Source organism: Bacillus sp. LLTC93 (assembly GCF_002993125.1).
GTDB lineage: Bacteria > Bacillota > Bacilli > Bacillales > Bacillaceae > Bacillus > Bacillus zhangzhouensis.
This window is the reverse complement of sequence record NZ_PVME01000001.1, coordinates 307,873-329,241: the sequence shown is the minus strand read 5'-3', so window position 1 is coordinate 329,241 and position 21,369 is coordinate 307,873. Positions and strand designations below refer to the sequence as shown.

At 41.3% G+C, this 21,369-nt stretch carries 22 protein-coding genes; 17 read left to right on the top strand and 5 right to left on the bottom strand.

All coding sequences use genetic code 11. From position 1 onward, the window contains the following. The first annotated feature begins 70 nt into the window (after positions 1-70). From panB to C6W18_RS01660, 10 genes are all read left to right on the top strand, one after another. Entirely contained in the window at positions 71-910 is an 840-nt protein-coding gene (gene panB, locus C6W18_RS01705) for a 3-methyl-2-oxobutanoate hydroxymethyltransferase (protein WP_034318970.1), read from the top strand. After that, positions 907-1,773 (top strand): pantoate--beta-alanine ligase, encoded by an 867-nt coding sequence (panC, locus tag C6W18_RS01700; RefSeq protein ID WP_105925593.1) that lies wholly within the window; start codon positions 907-909, stop codon positions 1,771-1,773. The genes panB and panC overlap by 4 nt, the downstream gene beginning before the upstream one ends. Then, on the top strand, positions 1,766-2,149 hold the full coding sequence (gene panD, locus C6W18_RS01695) for an aspartate 1-decarboxylase (RefSeq protein WP_034318975.1): 384 nt from the start codon (positions 1,766-1,768) through the stop codon (positions 2,147-2,149). Before panC ends, panD begins: the two co-directional genes overlap by 8 nt. Positions 2,150-2,261: 112 nt before the next feature. Continuing rightward, complete coding sequence (dinG, locus tag C6W18_RS01690) at positions 2,262-5,054, top strand: ATP-dependent DNA helicase DinG (protein WP_105925591.1); 2,793 nt, start codon at positions 2,262-2,264, stop codon at positions 5,052-5,054. Positions 5,055-5,185: 131 nt separating this feature from the next. Beyond that, positions 5,186-5,356 carry a YpmA family protein gene (locus C6W18_RS01685; RefSeq protein ID WP_008344594.1) on the top strand — a complete coding sequence of 57 codons (171 nt, stop codon included), beginning with the start codon at positions 5,186-5,188 and terminating at the stop codon, positions 5,354-5,356. A 12-nt stretch (positions 5,357-5,368) separates the two neighbouring features. After that, positions 5,369-5,854, top strand: a complete 486-nt coding sequence (gene tseB, locus C6W18_RS01680) for a cell wall elongation/penicillin-binding protein regulator TseB (protein WP_034318981.1) — start codon at positions 5,369-5,371, stop codon at positions 5,852-5,854. A gap of 113 nt (positions 5,855-5,967) precedes the next feature. After that, the gene (gene asnS / locus C6W18_RS01675; RefSeq protein WP_105926363.1) at positions 5,968-7,260 is read left to right on the top strand and encodes an asparagine--tRNA ligase; all 1,293 of its coding nucleotides are present in this window, start codon (positions 5,968-5,970) and stop codon (positions 7,258-7,260) included. Positions 7,261-7,358: 98 nt separating this feature from the next. Further along, the gene (locus C6W18_RS01670; protein WP_105925589.1) at positions 7,359-8,063 is read left to right on the top strand and encodes a DnaD domain-containing protein; all 705 of its coding nucleotides are present in this window, start codon (positions 7,359-7,361) and stop codon (positions 8,061-8,063) included. Positions 8,064-8,080: 17 nt separating this feature from the next. Next, positions 8,081-8,743: an endonuclease III gene (gene nth / locus C6W18_RS01665; RefSeq protein ID WP_105925587.1), complete on the top strand. Its 663-nt coding sequence runs from the start codon at positions 8,081-8,083 to the stop codon at positions 8,741-8,743. Further along, positions 8,740-9,249, top strand: a complete 510-nt coding sequence (locus tag C6W18_RS01660) for a YpoC family protein (protein ID WP_105925585.1) — start codon at positions 8,740-8,742, stop codon at positions 9,247-9,249. Before nth ends, C6W18_RS01660 begins: the two co-directional genes overlap by 4 nt. A gap of 36 nt (positions 9,250-9,285) precedes the next feature. Here C6W18_RS01660 and C6W18_RS01655 read toward each other — a convergent pair whose 3' ends face one another. Beyond that, on the bottom strand, positions 9,286-11,982 hold the full coding sequence (locus C6W18_RS01655) for a PBP1A family penicillin-binding protein (RefSeq protein WP_105925583.1): 2,697 nt from the start codon (positions 11,980-11,982) through the stop codon (positions 9,286-9,288). A 43-nt stretch (positions 11,983-12,025) separates the two neighbouring features. Continuing rightward, entirely contained in the window at positions 12,026-12,637 is a 612-nt protein-coding gene (recU, locus tag C6W18_RS01650; RefSeq protein WP_105925581.1) for a Holliday junction resolvase RecU, read from the bottom strand. Between the two features lie 46 nt (positions 12,638-12,683). On the opposite strand from recU, the gene C6W18_RS01645 reads away from it, so the two are divergent. Further along, complete coding sequence (locus C6W18_RS01645) at positions 12,684-13,640, top strand: DUF2515 domain-containing protein (RefSeq protein ID WP_034319001.1); 957 nt, start codon at positions 12,684-12,686, stop codon at positions 13,638-13,640. A gap of 22 nt (positions 13,641-13,662) precedes the next feature. Here the strand turns inward: C6W18_RS01645 and sspM are convergent, their stop codons facing one another. Next, a complete protein-coding gene (gene sspM, locus C6W18_RS01640; RefSeq protein WP_012010346.1) occupies positions 13,663-13,767 on the bottom strand; it encodes an acid-soluble spore protein SspM in 105 nt (34 codons plus the stop codon). 196 nt (positions 13,768-13,963) lie between these two features. On the opposite strand from sspM, the gene C6W18_RS01635 reads away from it, so the two are divergent. The 3 genes from C6W18_RS01635 (at position 13,964) to C6W18_RS01625 (ending at position 15,160) form a co-directional block, all read left to right on the top strand. Further along, positions 13,964-14,197: a DUF5446 family protein gene (locus C6W18_RS01635; RefSeq protein WP_223251607.1), complete on the top strand. Its 234-nt coding sequence runs from the start codon at positions 13,964-13,966 to the stop codon at positions 14,195-14,197. A 49-nt stretch (positions 14,198-14,246) separates the two neighbouring features. Further along, a complete protein-coding gene (locus tag C6W18_RS01630; protein ID WP_223251606.1) occupies positions 14,247-14,627 on the top strand; it encodes a YppE family protein in 381 nt (126 codons plus the stop codon). 107 nt (positions 14,628-14,734) lie between these two features. Next, positions 14,735-15,160, top strand: a complete 426-nt coding sequence (locus C6W18_RS01625) for a YppG family protein (RefSeq protein ID WP_105925574.1) — start codon at positions 14,735-14,737, stop codon at positions 15,158-15,160. A gap of 19 nt (positions 15,161-15,179) precedes the next feature. On the opposite strand, the gene C6W18_RS01620 is transcribed toward C6W18_RS01625, so the two are convergent. Continuing rightward, on the bottom strand, positions 15,180-15,599 hold the full coding sequence (locus C6W18_RS01620; protein ID WP_105925572.1) for an Hsp20/alpha crystallin family protein: 420 nt from the start codon (positions 15,597-15,599) through the stop codon (positions 15,180-15,182). Between the two features lie 168 nt (positions 15,600-15,767). Between C6W18_RS01620 and C6W18_RS01615 the strand changes: the two genes are divergently transcribed. Further along, complete coding sequence (locus tag C6W18_RS01615) at positions 15,768-16,274, top strand: PTS sugar transporter subunit IIA (protein ID WP_105925570.1); 507 nt, start codon at positions 15,768-15,770, stop codon at positions 16,272-16,274. Between the two features lie 55 nt (positions 16,275-16,329). On the opposite strand, the gene C6W18_RS01610 is transcribed toward C6W18_RS01615, so the two are convergent. Beyond that, on the bottom strand, positions 16,330-17,448 hold the full coding sequence (locus C6W18_RS01610; protein WP_223251635.1) for an NADH-dependent flavin oxidoreductase: 1,119 nt from the start codon (positions 17,446-17,448) through the stop codon (positions 16,330-16,332). Between the two features lie 158 nt (positions 17,449-17,606). On the opposite strand from C6W18_RS01610, the gene C6W18_RS01605 reads away from it, so the two are divergent. Both C6W18_RS01605 and C6W18_RS01600 read left to right on the top strand, forming a co-directional pair. Next, complete coding sequence (locus tag C6W18_RS01605) at positions 17,607-19,853, top strand: DEAD/DEAH box helicase (RefSeq protein WP_105925566.1); 2,247 nt, start codon at positions 17,607-17,609, stop codon at positions 19,851-19,853. 24 nt (positions 19,854-19,877) lie between these two features. Further along, positions 19,878-21,125 carry a ribonuclease H-like domain-containing protein gene (locus C6W18_RS01600; RefSeq protein ID WP_105925564.1) on the top strand — a complete coding sequence of 416 codons (1,248 nt, stop codon included), beginning with the start codon at positions 19,878-19,880 and terminating at the stop codon, positions 21,123-21,125. Positions 21,126-21,369: the final 244 nt, after the last annotated feature.

The following is a 21,369-nucleotide window of genomic DNA, read 5'->3' as shown; positions in this document are numbered from 1 at the left end:
CGCCGCGCATGAGAGAAAAGAACATGTGATGCGAGGCAAGCCATCTCCTCTCCAGAATGAGGAGGAACAAATGAAGACAAAGCTAGATTTTTTCAAAATGAAAGAACAAAACGAACCTATTGTGATGCTGACAGCATACGACTATCCAGCTGCTAAGCAAGCGGAAAAAGCGGAAGTCGACATGATCTTAGTTGGTGATTCACTTGGGATGGTTGTACTTGGACTTGATTCCACAGTACAAGTGACGATGGATGATATGATCCATCACACAAAAGCAGTCAAAAGGGGCGCAAAAGACACATTTATTGTGACCGATATGCCATTTATGTCTTATCATTATTCATTAGAAGAAACGATGAAAAATGCAGCACGGATGATGCAAGAAAGCGGTGCTGATGCCTTAAAGCTAGAAGGCGGAGATGGCGTGTTTGAATCCATTCAGGCTTTAACAAGAGGTGGAATTCCTATTGTCAGTCATTTAGGCCTCACACCTCAATCAGTTGGTGTGCTTGGTGGGTATAAAGTACAGGGGAAAGACCATGAGAGTGCTAAAAAATTAATTGAAGATAGTCTGAAATGTGAGGAAGCAGGTGCGATTGCACTTGTGCTAGAATGTGTACCTGGTGAACTGACAAAACGTATTACCGACATGCTGAAGATCCCTGTCATTGGAATTGGTGCAGGAGCTGAAGCAGACGGACAAGTTCTCGTTTACCATGATGTGGTAGGATACGGGGTGTCTAGAACACCTAAATTTGTGAAACAATACGCGCAAATTGATGCTGTACTAGAAGAAGCGCTCATTCAATATACAAAAGAAGTAAAAGCACGTACATTCCCAGAGGACACGCACACATTTCATATCAAAGAAGAAGTCCTTGATGGTTTATATGGGGGAATCAAAAAATGAAAGTTGTCACCCATACTCATGAACTAAAAGAACTAACCAAGCAGTATCAAAAAAAGCAGCATTCCATTGGCTTTGTTCCAACGATGGGCTTCCTTCATGAAGGGCATTTGACTTTGGCGAAAGAGGCAAGAGATCAAAATGACATCGTGGTGATGAGCATTTTTGTCAATCCTTTGCAATTTGGACCGAACGAAGACTTTGACTCGTATCCGAGGGATATGAAAAGAGACCAGCTTCTTGCAGAGGAAGCAGGAGTCGATATTTTATTTACACCTGATGTGAATGAAATGTATCAAGATGAACCATCTATTACGATGACGGTTCAAAAACGGACAGATGTCTTATGCGGGAAGAAGCGTCCAGGGCATTTTGACGGTGTTGTTACTGTACTTACAAAGCTATTTCATCTTGTTTCACCAACAAATGTTTACTTTGGTCTAAAGGATGCACAGCAAGTCGCTGTGATAGATGCGATGATCAAGGATTTCTTCTTCGATCTTCACCTTGTGTCTGTTCCAACGGTTCGAGAAGAAGACGGTTTAGCAAAAAGCTCAAGGAATGTCTATTTGTCTGAAACAGAAAGACAAGAAGCACCCGCTCTATACCGAGCATTAAAAAAAGGACAGGCAGCTGTTGAAAAAGGTGAACGTGATATACATCGTATGTATCAGGTGGTTGAAGAGGAGCTTCTTCAAACAAGTGGAGAAATTGATTATATTGAGATCTACTCATATCCCGAACTCGAACCACTTGAACAACTAGCAGGTAAGGTCATTATTGCGATTGCAGTGAAATTCTCACGCGCAAGACTGATTGATAATGTGATTTTCCATGTTCCTGAAAGCGGTGAAAAACATGTATAGAACCTTTATGACCTCTAAACTCCATAAAGCGACTGTGACAGAAGCAAACTTACATTATGTAGGCAGTATTACAATCGATGAAGATTTACTTGATGCGGCAGGCATGATGGCAAATGAGAAAGTGCAAATTGTCAATAATCACAATGGAGCTAGACTTGAAACATATATTATTCCTGGTGAAAGAAAAAGCGGTGTCATCTGTCTAAATGGTGCGGCAGCGAGATTGGTTCAGCCAGGGGATGAAGTCATTATTATCGCTTATGGGATGTTGTCAGATGAAGAAGCAAAGACACATACACCTAAAGTGGTCGTGTTAAATAAGCAAAATCAAATTGAACAAATGATTGGGCAAGAGCCTGCGAGAACGATTTTATAACGCACGCTACATGGAAACAGGACAGTTTCATGAAAAGAAGCTGTTCTGTTTCAGTTATATGCCCAGAGCGTGTTTCACTTCGAGTGGAACGAGGAATTGAGGTGTCCATTTTATGACCGATCAAAGGTTTGTTGTCGTTGATATTGAAACCACCGGGAATTCACCAAAAAAGGGTGATAAAATCATTCAAATTGCTGCGGTGGTCATTGAAAATGGACAAATTGTCGAACGGTATTCAAAATATGTGAACCCAGGAAAGACGATCCCTGGATTTATTGAACAGCTGACAGGCATTCAGCAGCACATGGTTGACGATGCGGTGTTTTTTGAGGACATTGCTCAAGAGGTGTATGACCTCATACATGGCGCTTATTTTGTTGCGCACAATGTTCATTTTGACTTGAACTTTTTAAATGATGAACTAAAAGCATGCGGGAAAAATGAGCTGGATGTGCTAGCGATTGATACGGTTGAGGTTTCTAGAATTCTTTATCCTGAGCTTGAAGGTTACAAGTTAACTGAATTAAGTGAAGAGCTCATGCTTCCACATGACCACCCGCACCGAGCGGATAGTGATGCGGAAGTTACTGCCATGTTATTTTTAACCTTGTTACATCAATTGAAACATACACCGCCAAATGTGTTAAAGCAGCTGCGTAGATTATCCTCATATCTTTTAAGTGATATTGGACTTTTAATAAAGCAGCTTGAAACGAGTCATTCTAGTCAGGAAGATTCTTTGGTGGAAGTCGGCTCTTTTGCTGTAAAAGATGTGACCAATCGCTTAAATGATACGACACATTCAGTAGGCGAAGACGACGAGAAGCTGTTTGAGGAGATAAAAGAAAAGCTTCCGCAAACGTTAGAAGGCTATGAAGTAAGAGAAGGCCAGCTCACGATGATGAATAAAGTCAGAGACGTGTTTCATGAAAGGGCCTACGCTTTAATTGAAGCGGCACCAGGAATAGGGAAAACACTGGCTTACCTCATTCCAGCAGCTTTAGAAGCAAAGAAATCAGGAAAACCTGTCATTATCAGTACATATTCAATTCTACTGCAGCAGCAAATGCTTCAGCGCGATGTGCCGCTCTTAAATCAATTGCTCCCATTTGAGCCAGCTGCCTGCGTATTCAAAGGGCGAGCACATTATATTTGTTTAGATAAGTTTGAGCATGTACTCCATGAGGAAGATGATAACTATGATGTTGTCTTAACAAAAGCGCAAATATTAATGTGGCTCCTAGTAACAGAGACGGGTGATTTATCTGAACTGAATTTACCGTCAGGTGCTGCAAATATAAAAGATCGAATTTCCTGTGTGCACATGCCGTTTACATCGAAAAAGCGACGCTTTAAAGAATATTGTTTTTATGAACGCGCCAAAAGAAGAGCAAAAACAGCTGATCTAATTTTAACGAATCACCGCCTGCTCTTATCACAAACGGAAGCATCGTCTATCTTTCAGCATGCAGACGTATATGTGATTGACGAAGCCCATCAATTTGAGAAAACAGCCAATGAAACACTAGGGGACAATGCGTCTTATATCCAGCTTCATGCGAAATTAACGCAGCTTGGCTCCTTACAAGGCGGACTGTTAAAGAAACTGAAAAAGAGATTTCACGGTGCAGGTTTATCGACGGATACCTTTATCGAAATGGATGAGTATCTCAATCAGCTTCAAATGGAAAGTGACGCATTTTTTAGCACAGTCCATTCTTTTGTCAAAAGGACAAAACCAAAAGCAGACATCAATCGTCTCATTTATAGAGTCCGTCATCATTCAAAGCATGCTCAGTGGAAACGGATTAAAGAGACTGCGAGTAAGCTTTGTTCCTTGTTAATTGCTTGTGAGAAGCTGTATGAGCAGCAAAAAAACGAGCTTCTTCAAAAAAGTGATCAACTGACAGAACACTTTGCCTTTGAAGCAGAGGAATACGATCAAGTCATGTCGTTTATGCATACATTTTGCAGTACGCTGTACCGGTTTATTTTTGAACCGAAAAATGATGAAACGGTTTGGATTGAGATTGATGCAAAGGGTGCCAAAAATGCTGTCTTTATGCATGCACAGCCGCTAGATACAGGGGAGCTTTTGGCTGATCGATTTTTTATGAACAAAAAAAGTGTCGTCCTCACGTCAGGGACACTCACAGTCAATCATCGCTTTGATTATTGCTTGGAGCGATTTGGCCTGCAAGATTTTTACCCGCACCTTGTTCAAATCGATTCACCTTTTGAACTTGAAAAGCAGCTCAAGGTCGTTGTGCCGGCCGACATGCCGCCGATCACCAACCGTGATGAACGAGACTATGTGAAGCAAGCAGCAGGATATATTAAGATCATGGAAAAGCAGGATAAAGCGAAGATATTGGTTTTATTTAATTCACATGAAATGTTAAAAGCAGTGTATGAAGAGCTGAAAACAGGAGGCATGCAATCAGCCCTGTTTGCTCAAGGTCTGACAGGTGGAAGCCCAGTGAAATTGACGAAAATGTTCAAATTAGCCAAGCAAGCCATTTTACTTGGTACGGGTAGTTTTTGGGAAGGAGTAGATTTTCCAGGCTCTGAGCTGACGACTGTCATTATGGCACGTCTTCCTTTCCGGCCGCCGGATTCACCGCTCATTGAAGCAAAATGCGAAGCAGCTAAAAAACAAGGGAAGAATCCGTTTAAAGCCGTTGCTCTCCCAGAAGCTGTCTTAACCTTCAAGCAAGGCGCAGGACGCTTGCTTCGCTCGGAAAAGGACATAGGTACATTGCTGATTCTAGACCGCCGAGTGAAAACCGCTTCATACGGAAGACTCTTTTTAGAATCACTTCCTCATGCACCTGTCCATGAGATGTCAAAGGAATCACTTGCTGCGTATATAGAGAAGCTAAACAACGAAAAGCCGCTATCATAAGCGGCCTTTAGCTGGTGTGGGTTTGGAGTTAATTTATCGTAACGGCTTTTGTGTTCCGTTGTAGAAATAGTATCGGTTCCCACGCAGAAAAGTATGACTAACAATATTTACGTACCGAGGAGGAATTAGAAGTGGAAAGTAAAATAGAGGTACTTTCAACTGTTCAAATTAAGCATTCAGAAGACCTTTACAAAATCGTTGATTTGTTGAACAGAACGCTGAAAAGAGAAGATCTGATGTTTGGGTTAGCATTAGATCAAGAAGATCAAAATCAAGCGATATTTACAATATATCGCACATAGGGGAAGCTTGACATGAAAAAAATAGTCTGGATTATTTCGTCCGTTGTGGCACTCGTTTTACTCATTGGCATCATCAGCTTTTCGTGGATTTATCAGATTGCCATGGGTCAAAAAGAACAAGGTCATGAGGCAGCGATTGAACGAGCAAAAGAACAAGCAAAAATAGTACAGGTCGAGCAAGTGGAAACCTTTGTTGGAAAAGAAAAACAATTCATTGTTGAAGGAAAAAACAAACAAAATGAAACGACCTATGTGTGGGTACCTGCCAGCAAAAAAGAAAAAGTGATCGCAAAAAAAGCAAAAGAAGGCATTACCTCAAACCAAGCAGTACAAGCCGTTCAAAAGGAGAACACCGTTTCTAAGGTAAAGGACGTCAAATTAGCAAGAGAGGGTGACGTACTCCTTTGGGAAGTGACGTACTTAAATGAGAACAACCAATATAGCTTCAGCTATGTCGATTTTACGACAGGACGAGTGGAAAAAAATTTAACACCGTAGTTTCTCCTGTCTTACGTTGACCATGCTGATTTAGTACGGTTATAATAAAATGTATGAAAAAAGAATCACACCTATCAAAGGTGAGTTTCTTTCTGGCTTTGGAGGGAAATATGTTGAAAACAACAATTAATCAAGTGTTCAAACACGTCGATGAAGAAGTAACAATCGGCGCATGGATTGCCAATAAACGTTCAAGCGGAAAAATTGCATTCTTGCAGCTGCGCGACGGGACAGGCTTTATTCAAGGAGTCGTTGTAAAAGCAGAAGTGGAAGAGAATGTCTTTAAGCTTGCGAAATCAGTCACACAAGAAACATCTGTATATGTGACAGGACAAGTGACAAAAGACGAGCGTTCACCACTTGGTTTTGAATTACAAGTGAAATCCATTGAAGTGATTCACGAAGCAACTGATTACCCAATTACACCAAAAGAGCATGGGACAGAATTCTTAATGGATCACCGTCATTTATGGCTTCGTTCAAAAAAACAGCATGCCATTATGAAAATTCGTAACGAAATTATTCGTGCTACATATGAGTTTTTCCATCAAGAAGGCTTCGTGAAAGTGGATCCGCCAATTTTAACAGGAAGTGCTCCTGAAGGAACAACTGAGCTGTTTGCTACTAAATATTTTGATGAAGATGCGTACCTTTCTCAAAGTGGACAGCTTTACATGGAAGCTGCTGCGATGGCACTCGGAAAAGTATTCTCCTTTGGCCCTACATTTAGAGCTGAAAAATCTAAAACAAAACGTCATTTAATCGAGTTTTGGATGATCGAGCCTGAGATGGCTTTTGTTGAATTTAATGAAAACCTTGAGTATCAAGAAAATTATGTGTCTCACGTTGTTCAAAGTGTACTCGAAAACTGTAAAGTGGAGCTGCACACACTTGGCCGTGATACAGCTAAATTAGAAAATATCAAAGCACCATTCCCGCGCATCACGTATGATGAAGCGATCAAATTCTTACAGGATAAAGGATTTGATGATATTGAATGGGGAGATGACTTCGGGGCGCCTCATGAAACAGCGATCGCCGAAAGCTATGATAAACCAGTGTTTATCACTCATTACCCAACTTCATTAAAACCGTTTTATATGCAGCCAGCACCAGATCGTGATGACGTAGTGCTTTGTGCAGACTTAATTGCACCAGAAGGCTACGGAGAGATTATCGGCGGTTCTGAACGTGTTCATGATCTAGAGCTGCTTGAAGCAAGATTAAAAGAACACGGGTTAGATGAAGAAACTTACAAATGGTATATAGAATTAAGACAATACGGTTCTGTACCGCATTCAGGTTTTGGTCTTGGCCTTGAACGAACAGTTGCTTGGATTAGCGGAGCGCCGCATGTGCGTGAAACTATTCCATTCCCAAGATTATTAAACCGTTTATATCCTTAAGACGTAAAGCCTCCAACATATGGAGGCTTTTTCAAACGTCTTTTTAGGGGGGCACGTGAAATAAAACGTGATATACTTAAAGTGAAGAGGTGTATCCGATGAATAGGCAGCAATTTATTAATATGCAGCAAATGGGTTCAACAAGTTTGCCTAATTTGCTGATTGCTCATTATGAGCAGTTAGGACTGAATGAACCACAAATGATGGTGATGCTAAAGATTAAAATGAATGAAGAACAAGGTGTTTTCTTTCAAACATTTGAAGAGCTTTCTCATGGCATGACCATTTCTGCTGAAGAGTGTGCTTATATGGTGCAGCATTTAATCCAAAAGGGGTTTATTTCGATTCAGCCGTTTGAAGACAGGTCAGGTATTCAGCATGACCGGTACTCAGTAGAGCCTTTATGGGGCGTGCTGTATGACTTTTTAGAAGCAAAACAGGCGAAAGAAGCACAAAAAAGTTATGTGCAGGCTGAAAAATCTTTATATGCACTATTTGAAGATGAATTCGGCAGACCACTGTCTCCTCTTGAAGGAGAAACACTCTCTATCTGGATGGATCAAGACCATCATGATGCCGCGATGATTCGTTTAGCATTAAGAGAAGCGGTTTTATCAGGGAAATTAAATTTCCGTTATATCGATCGAATCTTATTTGAGTGGAAAAAGAAAGGGCTGAAAACAGCGGAAGAAGCGAAAGAGCATAGCCAGCATTTCCGTTCACAGCAAAAAGCCCCACCTTCAAAAGAAGAGACTTCATCTTATAAACGACAAGTTCCTTTTTATAATTGGCTGGAACAATAACCAATAAAGGAGAAGGCATGTTATCAAAAAAACAAATCAATGAGTGTTTAGATATTATTGGAGATATGTTTCCAGAGGCTGAGTGTGAGCTTGTTCATTCAAATCCGTTTGAACTTGTGATCGCTGTTGCACTCTCGGCTCAATGTACAGACGTACTTGTGAACAAAGTGACCAAAACTTTATTTCAAAAATATAAAACACCAGAAGACTACTTAAGTGTTCCGATTGAAGAATTGCAGCAAGATATTCGCTCAATTGGCCTTTATCGGAATAAAGCGAAAAACATTCAAAAATTGAGCAAAATGCTGATTGAAGAATATGACGGTGAAGTGCCAAAGGACCGAGATGAGCTTGTAAAGCTTCCTGGTGTTGGCCGAAAAACGGCAAATGTCGTCGTATCTGTCGCTTTTGGAGTGCCGGCCATTGCTGTAGACACACACGTAGAACGAGTGAGTAAGCGCCTTGGGATTTGCCGGTGGAAGGATTCTGTTCTTGAAGTAGAGCAAACGTTAATGAAGAAGGTACCAAAAGAAGATTGGTCTGTGACGCATCATCGTCTGATCTTTTTTGGCAGGTATCATTGCAAGGCGCAGCGGCCGCAGTGCGACTCCTGTCCGCTTCTTGATATGTGTAGAGAAGGACAGAAGAGGCTGAAAAAAGGACTGGTGAAGCTGGCATGAGCGGCTCAGCTGTATTTACCTCATATGTCGAAAAGTTAAAAGAGAAGAAGATAGAGATAAAAGGCGAAAGAATGGATATACTCAGAGCCAATCCACTCGCATTTGATCTCTCTTCAGAGGCTTTAACAGGCGGGCTTCCGTGGCAGAAAACAGAAGAATTTGTTCCTGTGATGTTCGAACTGTGGAATGAATTAAAAGAAAAAATGCTTCCTCGTTTTCATACAAGAAAATCCCGCTGTGAAGAGGATGATATGCTACAAGGAATCGTCAGTATGATTGCGATGTTTTACTGGATCAAAGGAGAGAGGCTTCAAACGCTCGAATGGGAAGACATTAAACAAGAAACATTTCCTGTTGCTCCTATTAATTGGACGGAACGATTAGAGTTCATCTTGCTGAAGCCGACTCAATATCACTGCTTTATTCAATTGGACGAACTATATACAGAATTAAAAAAGCAGTATGGAAAATACGAAGCACTCAAAAAGTTAAGACAAAATCGTTAAAAAAAGCACTTGCCTCATATGGCAAGTGCTTTTTCGTTATTCGTCTTCTTTTCGAGAAGTAGAATTTGACTGGGCGTTTGAGCTTTGAGAATTGGTTTTCTCGTCATCTTTCTTTTTATCTTTATTGGTATTACTCTGTGAGTTGCTATTCCCATTTGTACTGTCTGAGCCATTATCGGAATTGTCATTGCCGTTTTCCGTATTTCCACCTTGATCTTGATCCTTTTTATCATCTGGCTTCTGCTCATCAGTGCCTGGGTTTTGATTTTTGTTATCGTCAGTCTGATCTGTCTGCTCATCATCAGGCTGCTGCGGCTCTTCTTCTTCTTTGTTCTCATCATCCGCTTTTTCTTCCTCATCTTCGTCATCCTTAATGGTGAGGAAGGTAGAAGCCGCTTTACTTGTGACATCTTCTACAGTCGCTGTCACTTGGAACTTATATGTGGAGCCAGGATTCACACCAGAGATGACGGCTTCTTTAGCAGAACTGTTTTGAATCTCTTTATAGCCGCCGTCATCGACCGCTTGCTTCACATTGAATGTGGCATCTGCGTCGTCATCATAACCCCAAGTCAGTGTGATGGATTTTTTCTCTTCATCATACACCGCTTTTAAGTCAGATGGCTTATCGGCTTCTTTTTTCTCAAATGTGTCAGAAACTTTTGTTGGAACAGTTCCTTTCACGAAGTATTCTGTAGTCTTCTTGTCACTTGGTGTATTTGGTCCGGCTAATTTAGCTGGATCTGATCCTTTTTCAATGGTCGCTTCAACGACGCTGTCAGGTTTTTCAAATGAGCCGCTTCCATCATCAATTTGAGAAATTAATCGCTGGAAGACAATTTTTGCAACACGTTGCTCATAGTTTGTGAGCCACATTTTGCCGTCCGCATCTTTTGAGTTACCGATTCCGGTCCAAACAGCTGCTGTGTATTGCGGCGTATAACCGACAAACCACGAATCTTTCGCACCGCCAGAAGGGATATTGTATTTATTAATATCATCTTGTGTAAAGTTGGTTGTACCTGTTTTACCAGCTACTTGAACATTCGGTACTTGTGCAAGTGTACCTGTTCCAGATTGTACAGCTGTTTTCAGCATATCAGTGATCATAAATGCTGTGTAATCACTCATTGCCGCTTTAGAATCTGGCGTAAGGTCAAGTTTTGTTCCGTCATTAAACTCAACAGACGTGACAGCATGCGGTTCATTATAGTATCCATTATTACCAAATGCACTAAAGGCACCAGCCATCTTCAGGGAGGAGACACCTTCGTCAAATCCACCGATTGAGTAAGACTCTGGAATGTCAGATGGTAAGTCCATGCCTAAATTATTGGCGAATTGAACAGCATGATCTGTGCCTGCTTCTTGGAATGCTTTTAGGGCAGGGATGTTTCGTGATTGTGCCAAAGCACTTCTCATCGACATTTTCCCTAAATGTCTTCTGTCAAAGTTGTTAATCGGTGTACCGTTTGAGTACGTATACGGTGCATCATCAATTTGCTGATATGTGGACCATTTTTTGTTTTCAATGACTGGACCGTAATCTAAGATTGGTTTGATTGTTGACCCCGGCTGGCGTTTTGCATCAGTAGCATAGTTAAATCCGCCAGCTGGTACATCACGTCCACCGCCAATGGCGCGAATTTCACCATTTTTCGTATCAAGTAGGGTGACTCCCGCCTGCATGCCTTTCGTAAATCCGGCTTCATCTCCATTAATAATATCATCTAGGTGATCCTGTGCTTTTCGATCAAGTGATGTATAGATTTTTAGGCCATCTGTTGATACATCAACTTTGGCTTTTTTCTGTACTTCTTCCATGACTTCTTCAATGTAGGCAGAATACTTACCAGAGTTTTGGCTCTTATATTTATCAGCAGGAACGACGGTCTTGCTGACAGGGGTTGCTTTTGCAACTTCATAGTCTTTTTCTGAAATATAGCCTTGTTTTTTCATGAGGCTTAAAACAATATTACGGCGTTTTTCCGCTGCCTCGGGATTTTTCACAGGGTTATAGGCAGAAGGACTCTGCGGCATACCTGCAAGTGTGGCAGCCTGTGCAACGGTTAGTTTATTTAAATCTGTGACACCAAAAAATTGTTCGGCCGCTTTCCCAACACCATAAGCATAAGGCGAGAAGAAAATACGGTTTAAATACATTTCTAAAATTTCATCTTTAGAGTATTTTTGCTCAAGTTGAATTGAGAGCCATACTTCCTGTACTTTACGTTTTAACGTCTTTTGATTGTTCAGAAGGGTGTTTTTCACAACCTGCTGTGTAATCGTACTTCCACCCTCAGCACCAAAGCCATCTTCGACGTTTGCGACAAGAGCACCGCCAATACGGATTGGATCAATCCCGTGGTGCTTATAAAAACGTGCATCTTCAGTTGCAATAAACGCTTCTTTTACCACATCGGGTATATCTTTAATCGAGACATACGTTCTTTTTTCCGCACCGACTTCTGCAAATACTTTTTTGTCTTTATCATAAAGCTTTGAAGAATACGGTGTTTTGAGCTTACTATCATCAATAGAAGGAGCGCTTGATGCAAAAACGGCAAAAGTTGTGATTCCGGCAACTAAGCAAAGTAGACCGATCACGAGTAAAGATAAAAATATTTTTTTAAATAGACCTGCTTTCTTTTTGCCTTTTTTGTTCTTTTGCTTCTTATTGTTTTCTTGACTTGCTTTACGTCGCTGTTCACGACTTGTAAATTGATCAGACATCACATCTCAACCTTTCGTGTTAAACCTTTTTCGAACGGAATTGCTACTCACTTTCATCCGAAAAATGAAGTGTCTCCACTACTTTAATATAATCAATTCTTGGCGAATATCCAAGTGTCATTAAGTGGCCAGTTTCCATTAATTCCTCTTTGCTAATGGATTTACGGCCATTTTGTTTCTGGCGCTCCCAGAAGAAAAAGAGATCTGAAGCGGACAAATAATAAACGGAACCAAATGCGGATATAATAACAAAACAAATACCGCCTTGCTTTTCAACCTGTTTCATATGCTCGATTTGATGCTCGTGGAAATTTTTGAGCGGAAACGAGGTTGTGCTTTTGGTTTCCTTTGCTTCAAAGTCGATATAGCGCCCTTTGTACACCCCGTTATAGTCTGTTGTGGATGATTGTTTAAAGTAGGCTTCTTTGATGACAGCAGCGCTTCTTTTCGGATAGTCCACATTCACAATTTGAACTGGGGTAGGCTTTTTATGAATGACTGCGATCCCGTTGACCAAATAGTACTGGTTGGTTTCATTTAAGTCAGCTTCAAGTGTCATCCCGCGGTTACTATAAGAGGATTCGCCGCTGATTCTTTTTTTTGTCCCAATTTGTTGAATGGGCTGATACGATTTTCCGTTTGGATACCGAATCATCAAGTTTCAGCCTCCTTTTAATGCATTTTGTATTGGAGAGATCACCATGTTGTCACAAGAAGAGCACATCATTACTCAGCATATTTTACGAGAAACGAAAGCGAAAAATAAGGACAACCTGACGAGGACAAATGCTTACAAGCGCTTTTATGACCGCCATCCAGAAATGAAATGGTCGCTGCTTGCTTCCTTTGTCTCGAGAAATGCTGGATGGTCCATGACAGATTTAAAGGGCGAGCTTTTTCATCCAGGTTTAACTGATCAGCAGGGGCATCTTTTTTTTACAGCATATGAAAGAGCGAATTGGCTGATCTTTTCAGATGCTTACCCGCAGCTTCTCTTGTATGAATGGTCAAAGCGATGCAGCAAACCTTTATTTCATCTGCTTCCATATTTTTGCGTGTCTCGTTTTATGAGCGCTGAGTGGGCACACTTTTGGCTAAAGCGTGACACAGAGCGTCTGCTTTATGCACTCATTATAAATGAACAATATACTATACAATCTCCTATTATACAAAATCCTCTTCTGAAAAAGAATGTTTTTCACTCGATTCAATATCTTTTCAGCGAGTGGGGACATTTTCAAACCGTCATTTTTCCAACGGTGGACGGGCATTTGTACGGATTAACCATACGAAAGTTTTCCCATGTAAAGGAGCGCATTACATTAGGAAAAAAACTAGCGAAACTATTATTTCGAGCCGATTTATTTTCGGATTTTTATCATTTTTTGCATACCGTTCCGCATACGGGATCCCGGTTTGATTTTGAATCGTTTTTAGGGATCGCTAGAAGGTCAACACCTTTTCTACGAACGGTTTATCCGGTGATGACACATTCATTAGACGATCAACGGGAAGATTGGTTTCAAAAGAAATTGAATCCAGCCTTATTCGATGCAGAGCCGTTACCAAAACAAATCGAGCTGACTGACTGGTATTTCCATAAAAAAAGGCAGCTTCGTTTTCTTTTCTCATTAGAGCACTATTTTCTGCATAAATAAAAAGCAGGGGGTACCTGCTTTTTTACGTGGATGGACGATTAGGACCGCCGAGCTTTTTATCAAGCTGATCTGTACTGTTTTCTTTCCCTTTTGGCTTTTGTTCTTTTGGTGCTGGCTGCTTTTTCATGAAATCTACCTCCTTTGTCCTTAGAATTTACAGAATCGGACGCAATCATACAAAGAAGGACAAGCACATGTCGAAAATGAAGAAATAGCGCTCATCTACACTTAGATTGGCGATTTGCTTCTAGTTTTGTCATGTGTGAAGGAGGGTGTGAAAGAAAAGAGAATGTAACGAGAGACGATAAAGGAGGAATCTGATGATGAGCGAATTTGTATCAAAAGAATCCATTATGCAATTGTTAGAGGAAATCGAGCGGAAAATTGATGCGGTGGAAGCGGAGCTGTCTCATGCTGTCCAGCAAACAAAATACGCAGCTAAAGAGGAGCAAGAACAAATCATTGACCGGCTTGAATCAGAAGTGAAGGATTGTGAATGTAAGATTCATGCAGCAGAGTATAAACTATCGGTAAGACCGGCATATCACGCCGGATAGCTTTCATATTTGAGCAATCAGTAAACGTTTGATAGGATGGTTCATAGAGGTGAACACTTTGGATAATCAAACATTACTTGAACATACACAAGAGCTGAGAATATGGATCGAAGAAGCATATGAGCAGTACCAAAAGGGAAAGGCTGAAGAGGAATACCCAACATATGATTTTTACACAGATATTCAGCCGGCCGTTGTCAAATTTGACAAGCAAATGGAAGCGTGGCTCACCGCTGCTATCTCATTTATTCATCAGGCCAAACCTAGATACTTACATCAAGAACAGCTTGAAGCCGTACAAGAAAATGGAAAAGAGGTTGTCCTGCAATCTTATTTCGGAAAACAGCATGCACCCCGTGTGAAAAATTTAGTTGAGTCGGTGATTTACACAATGAACCTTTTAATAGAAGAAATCAAAAAGCGCAGCTGATGAAATATCCTGCGTTTTTCTTATGGCTGCTTTAGGCACACCTTCTGTTTTTGATCATAATATATGAGTGACATCAACATGTTTTGAGAGCGAGAGGAGCGAGATATATGTTCCCTTATTCAAACCAGCAGCCATATGAATTCAATCAATTCCAGCAAGGTCCTTTACCGTATCCAGACATGCAGCAGCCTCCGCAGCCTCCAGATTATTTCATGCCTCCATATCAAGCTGGAATGAGCCAGGCGCCATCTGCTGCCTATCAACCGCCTTATGGATACCAAGAGAATTTCCAGCCTTTTCAGCAACCAGAAGCAATCAATCAGCCGCAGATGCAGCAGCCTATGAATCCTTATCCTTTGCCAAGACCGCAAAAACAGCAATCATCTCAATTTAAAAGTGTGCTGTCACAGTTCAAAAAGACGAATGGACAATACGACTTTAACAAAATGTTTGATACAGCTGGGCAAATGATGAGTACAATGAATCAAGTGGGCTCATTGGCGAAAGGATTTACAAGCATTTTTAAAGCATAGCAAAACCCAATAGAAGCATCTATTGGGTTGTTTGCTTTGGTGCAGTCACGTGAAGCGATTGATCTTTCCACACACTCTTCATGTTTGTTTCATCTATTTTTGCAGGCATTAAAATGGTTTTGGTAAAGCTAGAAAAGGAGGAAGTCGTGTCTGTTTTCATTTTCTCCTGTACCGATAAGTGTAAATATTGGGCTTTCACTTCTAGTGCAATATCACCTTCGACAAAATGGTCTGGAAATTGGATCTCAATATACACAAATTGATCATCTTCTGTCACATCGGTTGTAATCGATGCAAGTGAATGGGATGTGGTCATAAGTGCCTCCGCACTATTTAAAATCTCGTGAAACGGGGAGGATGCAAAAAATTGTTCAATTGCTTCATACAGAATATCCTCATTTGCCAGCAATTCATGTTTTTTTTCGCCTTCTTGTTTCATTTAAATCACCTCTCATCTACAGCCTATGCAAAAAGGGCTCAGGCGGTTATCAATTGATGAGCGGAAAAAATTATGATTAAATAGTGTTGAATGAAGCAAGGTGTATGAGTGTAAAACTTCATACGCTGAATAGATCTAGGAGCAAAGCTTGAAGGGAGCAAATTGACATTGCTGAAAAAATTATTCGGTTTCGGAAAAAACGAAGATGATGTAAAGGAAGAAGTCATTTATTCTCCAGCTGATGGAGAGTTAATGGATATGACTGATGTACCAGATCCCGTCTTTTCACAAAAGATGATGGGAGACGGCGTAGCAGTAAAACCAACAAGTGGCACCATTGTGTCACCAGTAGAGGGTGAAATCATTCAGCTCTTCCATACAAAACATGCAATTGGAATTCGAACACTCTCAGGGCTTGAGCTCCTGATTCATATTGGACTAGAAACAGTTGGGTTAAATGGCGAAGGGTTTGAAGCACACATTAAAGAAGGGGATAAAGTGAAGATCGGTGATCCTCTCATTACGTGTGACTTAGAACTCATTGAAGAGAAAGCAGCAAGCACAGTGACACCCATTGTGATCATGAATGGTGATCTGATCGAACAACTTGAAAAAGAACCAAATGGAGCTGTGGAAAAGCAGACCTCTAAGCTCTTTACGGTTAAAGTGAAATAATCATGCAGCACAAAAAAACTACCCTCACATGATAGGGTAGTTTTTTTTGATGAAATTAATCCTCCATTGGAACCCAGCCTTGACTCGCTTCCATGACAGACCACAATCCCTCTGGAATCAGGTACTTGTCTTTTTGGCTGCGTTTAATGACGGTTTCAATCTCTCTTTCTCGGCCTTCTTTAATCTTCTTTGCCCAATTAGGGTCGACGATCAGCTCTCGTGCGACAGCGATCAGCGGAATTCCTTGATTGTAAGCACTCAATGCATCTTCGGCTGTAATGACGCTGCCTACACCGATGAGCGGAAGGGTATCGCCGCAGCGTTCTTTTAGCAGCTCCATACGTGTCTTATTAGAATCTGCGCCTCGTCTTGCTTTAGAATCAATCTCCATTAAAGAGATATGCAAGTAGTCGAGGTTTTTTGTTTTGAGAACATCAACTAACGCAAATGTCTCTGTCATTGTTAAACCAGGTGTTTCTGGTTCTTCAGGAGATAGTCGATATCCAAAGATAAACGGTTTTGTTCCATATTCCTTGATCGCCTCTTTGACTGCATCCACAACAGCGATAGGGAATGCTAGACGTTTTTCTTCACTTCCTCCCCATTGATCTGTACGCTGATTGCTATGCGGAGAGTAAAATTGCTGTAATAAATAACCGTTTGCTCCGTGGATTTCCACGCCGTCAAATCCTGCTTGAATTGCTCGTCTTGCCGCTTCTTTAAAGGAGTCAATGATATGAGTAATTTCCTCTTCTTTTAAAGCACGTGCAATTTGTTCTCCATCTTTGAACACATCGCTAGGCGCAACCACATCACCGTTTGGAACTAAATGAGGAAGGGCCTGAGAGCCGCCGTGATGAATTTGAATGATGGCTTTTGTTCCTTTTGCCTGGATCGCAGAAGCTAGTTTTTTCAGACCAGGTATATCTTCATCTCTTGCGATAGAAGGCTGTCCTTCAAAGGCCTTTCCATCTGGAGTAACGTTCGCACATGCTGTGATGACCATGCCCATTTCACTTGATCTAGCTGTAATGAAATCAATTTCTGCCTTTGAGATGGTGCCATCCTCGTGAGAACCGAAGTGTGTCATTGGAGCAACAACCAACCGGCCATCAATAGAGGCACCTCCTGGGAATGTAAATGGTTCAAATAAAGGCTTAAATTCGTTTTTCAATCTCATCCTCTTCTTCCTTAATAAAATCATTTCACTATAGAAGTGTAATAGATACTGTTACAACACTTCAAAATATCTGCTCACGAGCGGCGCATCAAAAAATTGCCGCCTAGTCATGCAAACAAATATTCGGTACACTAAATGAGAGGTGATGCGATATGAAAAAGAAAACAATGAACGAACTCATAGAAGATTTAAAAAAAGACGAACAGGTAGAACATTGGCATGAAATTGAAGCGAAGCCTGCACAGACCGCTCCAGTTCCTGAAAGAGTAAATGACAGGTTGAAAAAAGCGCTTGAGAAAAGAGGCGTGAGTGAACTCTACATTCATCAAAAGGAAGCCTTTGAACGTGTGATGGATGGTGAGCATGTGGTCACTGTCACACCGACAGCGTCAGGTAAAACGCTTTGCTACAATCTGCCTGTCCTTCAGTCGATCGCAGAAGACCAGACCAATCGCTCTCTTTATTTATTCCCAACAAAAGCGCTCGCGCAGGATCAAAAAAGTGAGCTGAACGAAATCATCCACGAGATGGATATTCCGATTCATAGTGAAACATATGACGGGGACACCTCCCCAGCGATTCGCCAGCGAGTCAGACAGGCAGGGCATATTGTCATTACAAACCCAGATATGTTGCATTCAGCCATTTTGCCTCACCATACGAAATGGGTCAGTTTGTTTGAGAACTTAAAGTATATTGTGATCGATGAGCTTCATACATATCGAGGTGTGTTTGGCAGTCATGTCGCCAATGTGATTCGCAGACTAAAGCGGATTTGTGCATTTTACGGAAGTGATCCGATCTTTATTTGTACATCAGCGACCATTGCGAATCCGAAGGAGCTTGCAGAGCAGCTGACCGGGAGCAAGGTGTATCTCATTGAACGAAACGGAGCGCCTAGCGGTAAAAAGAATTTTGTGTTTTACAACCCGCCAGTCGTCAATAAACCATTAAACATTAGACAAAGTGCGGCCACTGTTGTCAATCAATTGGCTAAAACATTTTTAAAAGAAAAAATCCAAACGATTGTCTTTGCTAGAAGCAGAGTGAGAGTGGAAGTGATATTAAGTCATATTCAAGAGCTAGTGAAAAAAGAGATTGGGCCGAAATCGATTCGTGGTTATCGCGGGGGCTATTTGCCAAAAGAGCGGCGCGTGATTGAAAAGGGGTTAAGAGAAGGAGATATATTAGGCGTCGTCAGCACGAACGCACTAGAATTAGGGGTTGATATTGGCCAGCTAAAGGTATGTATCATGACGGGGTATCCTGGTAGTGTAGCGAGTACGTGGCAGCAGGCAGGACGTGCTGGGAGGCGTCACGAGGAAGCACTCATTATCATGGTGGCAAGCTCATCACCCCTTGACCAATATATCGTCAGACACCCTGAATATTTCTTTAACAGACCGCCTGAAGCAGCCAGAATCAATCCTGAAAACCTGATTATTTTAGTCGATCATCTCAAATGTGCTTCCTATGAGCTCCCGTTTCGAGAGGATGAACAGTTTGGTGACATGGATGTAGAAGAAATTTTGCAATACTTACATGAAGAAGGGGTTCTTCATTTTAGTGGGAACCGCTATTATTGGTCAGATCAATCGTTCCCAGCGCATGGCATCAGTCTGCGGTCTGCAAGTCAGGAAAATGTCGTCATTGTCGATCAATCAGATGTAGCAAATGTTCGGATTATTGGTGAGATGGATCGATTCAGTGCGATGACGTTACTTCATGATGAAGCGATTTATTTACATGAAGGCGTTCAGTATCAAGTGGAAAAGCTAGATTACGAGCATCGTAAGGCTTATGTGAAACAGGTAGATGTAGAATACTATACAGATGCTAATTTAGCTGTCCAATTGAAGGTGCTTGAAATTGATCAGACAACGGAAAAGGAAGCGGTATCTGTTCACTACGGTGATGTGACCGTAAACGCAATGCCGACGATTTTCAAAAAAATCCGGTTATCGACTGGTGAAAATATAGGATCCGGTCCGATTCACTTACCTGAAGAAGAAATTCATACGAGTGCCGCTTGGTTTGAGTTACATGAAGCAGAACGTCGATTTGAAGAGAAAACACTTGAGCAGCTGCTGCTTGGCATCGCAAATGTTCTTCAGCATATTGTACCTGCTTTTGTGATGTGTGACCGCTCAGATATTCATGTCGTTTCTCAAATTAAAGCAGCTCATACCGGAAAGCCGACTGTATTTTTATATGACCATTATCCTGGTGGAATCGGCTTAAGTAAGGAAGTACAAGCTCGTTTCGATGAAATTGCCCGTGCGGCCATTCAGCTGATTGAGCGCTGCCGCTGTGATAATGGCTGTCCATCCTGTATTGGGATGGAAATGAAAGAGATCAACGGAAAAAGCAGCATCGTTGAGTTGATGTCGGTATTTTAAAGGAAAGGAGGGAGACACCTACTCATGTCTTTAAAAGGGAAATTAAACAGAATGAAAAAGCACCTTTCGCACAATCAGACAAATGAAAAGCGGCATGGAACAAAAGAAGGACAAACTCAACCTGTGACAGCAGGAAATATCCCGTTTTTAAAAGAGTGGGAGCAATTGGGTGCAGCTCCTTACTTCTTTGAGGACTCTTTCTGTCTGATTCGAGAAGTCACTTATCAATTAAATGATCAGCATGGACTGTATTCGTTTGCAGAACTGTCAAAGATCGTCGATGCTTGGAACGAAAGTGAGATCCAGCATTCTCTTTCTGCAAAAGGTTACAAGCCGCACGAGCTATTTTTCTTTGATACAGAAACAACAGGCTTATCTGGCGGGACGGGAAATATGATCTTTTTGCTAGGACATGCGCGGGTTTTTTCAGACAAAGTGGTGGTGAAACAGCATCTGCTCACCAATCCAGGAAATGAAGCAGCGCTGTACAAAAGCTTTCTTAATGAAGTGGACGTAGAATCTCTCGTTACATATAATGGGAAATCATTCGATTGGCCGCAAGTGAAAACGAGACATACGTTATTACGCGATCAAGTACCTGCACTTCCGGAATTTGGCCATTTTGATCTTCTGCACGGATCTAGACGATTGTGGAAGCACAAATATGAACGGATGGCTCTTTCTGTTGTAGAAAAGGAAGAGCTGCACGTCCATCGAGAGGGTGACACGCCGGGGTTCTTGGCTCCGATGATCTATTTTCATTTTCTAAAGGAACAAAATCCGAAGCTGATTGAAGGAATCTTGACTCATAATGAGCTAGACGTCTTATCTTTAATCAGCCTCTACATTCATCTATCCAAAAAAATATTATCTGTGGATGCGGTGAAGGAAAACGATGAGAAATACGCACTTGCTAAATGGCATCTTGCTTATCGTGATGTACAGGAGGCAACGAAGCATTTGCGAGAATTAACGGAAGCTGAGTTTGAGCATGCGAATCAAGCGGCTTATGATCTCTCCTTACAATACAAACGATTAAACGAGTGGGATGAAGCTGTCCGTATATGGAAAGATCTATTTGAATCAAACGATGTCCATTTAGCATTAAAAGCGGGCATAGAGCTTGCGAAGTATGAAGAGCATCGTCAAAAAAATGCGAGGTCAGCTCTTTCGATCACTCAATCATTATTATCTCTCTCGTCTTTAAGTGAACGCGACATGGAAGAACTTGAAAAGCGAAAAAAGCGACTCTTAAGAAAAGCTGGCCAATGAACATTATTGCCCGGGAAAGCGCAAGAAATGACAACGTTCGGCTCTCGGCCGAAAATAAAAATTGTTTAGCACTTTTATTGTAGAAAAGTCACGAATCCTGTAAAATAGCGTTAGATATTGAATGAGGAGCGTAGAGCATGTATAAGGGTCTTTTTTACTTGTTTTTTCTTGTTGTCATTTTGATCGCTTTTGTGTTTTCAAATTATAAAGATGTTTTTCTTGCAAACTTTTAAAATAGGTTAAT

Coding starts and splice junctions, on each gene's coding strand:
- panC (WP_105925593.1), top strand. CDS start 907: ATGAAAGTTGTCACCCATACTCATGAACTAAAAGAACTAACCAAGCAG.
- C6W18_RS01635 (WP_223251607.1), top strand. CDS start 13,964: ATGAGCGAATTTGTATCAAAAGAATCCATTATGCAATTGTTAGAGGAA.
- panD (WP_034318975.1), top strand. CDS start 1,766: ATGTATAGAACCTTTATGACCTCTAAACTCCATAAAGCGACTGTGACA.
- tseB (WP_034318981.1), top strand. CDS start 5,369: ATGAAAAAAATAGTCTGGATTATTTCGTCCGTTGTGGCACTCGTTTTA.
- C6W18_RS01605 (WP_105925566.1), top strand. CDS start 17,607: ATGAAAAAGAAAACAATGAACGAACTCATAGAAGATTTAAAAAAAGAC.
- C6W18_RS01660 (WP_105925585.1), top strand. CDS start 8,740: ATGAGCGGCTCAGCTGTATTTACCTCATATGTCGAAAAGTTAAAAGAG.
- nth (WP_105925587.1), top strand. CDS start 8,081: ATGTTATCAAAAAAACAAATCAATGAGTGTTTAGATATTATTGGAGAT.
- sspM (WP_012010346.1), bottom strand. CDS start 13,767: ATGAAAAAGCAGCCAGCACCAAAAGAACAAAAGCCAAAAGGGAAAGAA.
- recU (WP_105925581.1), bottom strand. CDS start 12,637: ATGATTCGGTATCCAAACGGAAAATCGTATCAGCCCATTCAACAAATT.
- dinG (WP_105925591.1), top strand. CDS start 2,262: ATGACCGATCAAAGGTTTGTTGTCGTTGATATTGAAACCACCGGGAAT.
- C6W18_RS01600 (WP_105925564.1), top strand. CDS start 19,878: ATGTCTTTAAAAGGGAAATTAAACAGAATGAAAAAGCACCTTTCGCAC.
- C6W18_RS01670 (WP_105925589.1), top strand. CDS start 7,359: ATGAATAGGCAGCAATTTATTAATATGCAGCAAATGGGTTCAACAAGT.
- C6W18_RS01620 (WP_105925572.1), bottom strand. CDS start 15,599: ATGAAACAAGAAGGCGAAAAAAAACATGAATTGCTGGCAAATGAGGAT.
- C6W18_RS01625 (WP_105925574.1), top strand. CDS start 14,735: ATGTTCCCTTATTCAAACCAGCAGCCATATGAATTCAATCAATTCCAG.
- C6W18_RS01655 (WP_105925583.1), bottom strand. CDS start 11,982: ATGTCTGATCAATTTACAAGTCGTGAACAGCGACGTAAAGCAAGTCAA.
- panB (WP_034318970.1), top strand. CDS start 71: ATGAAGACAAAGCTAGATTTTTTCAAAATGAAAGAACAAAACGAACCT.
- C6W18_RS01645 (WP_034319001.1), top strand. CDS start 12,684: ATGTTGTCACAAGAAGAGCACATCATTACTCAGCATATTTTACGAGAA.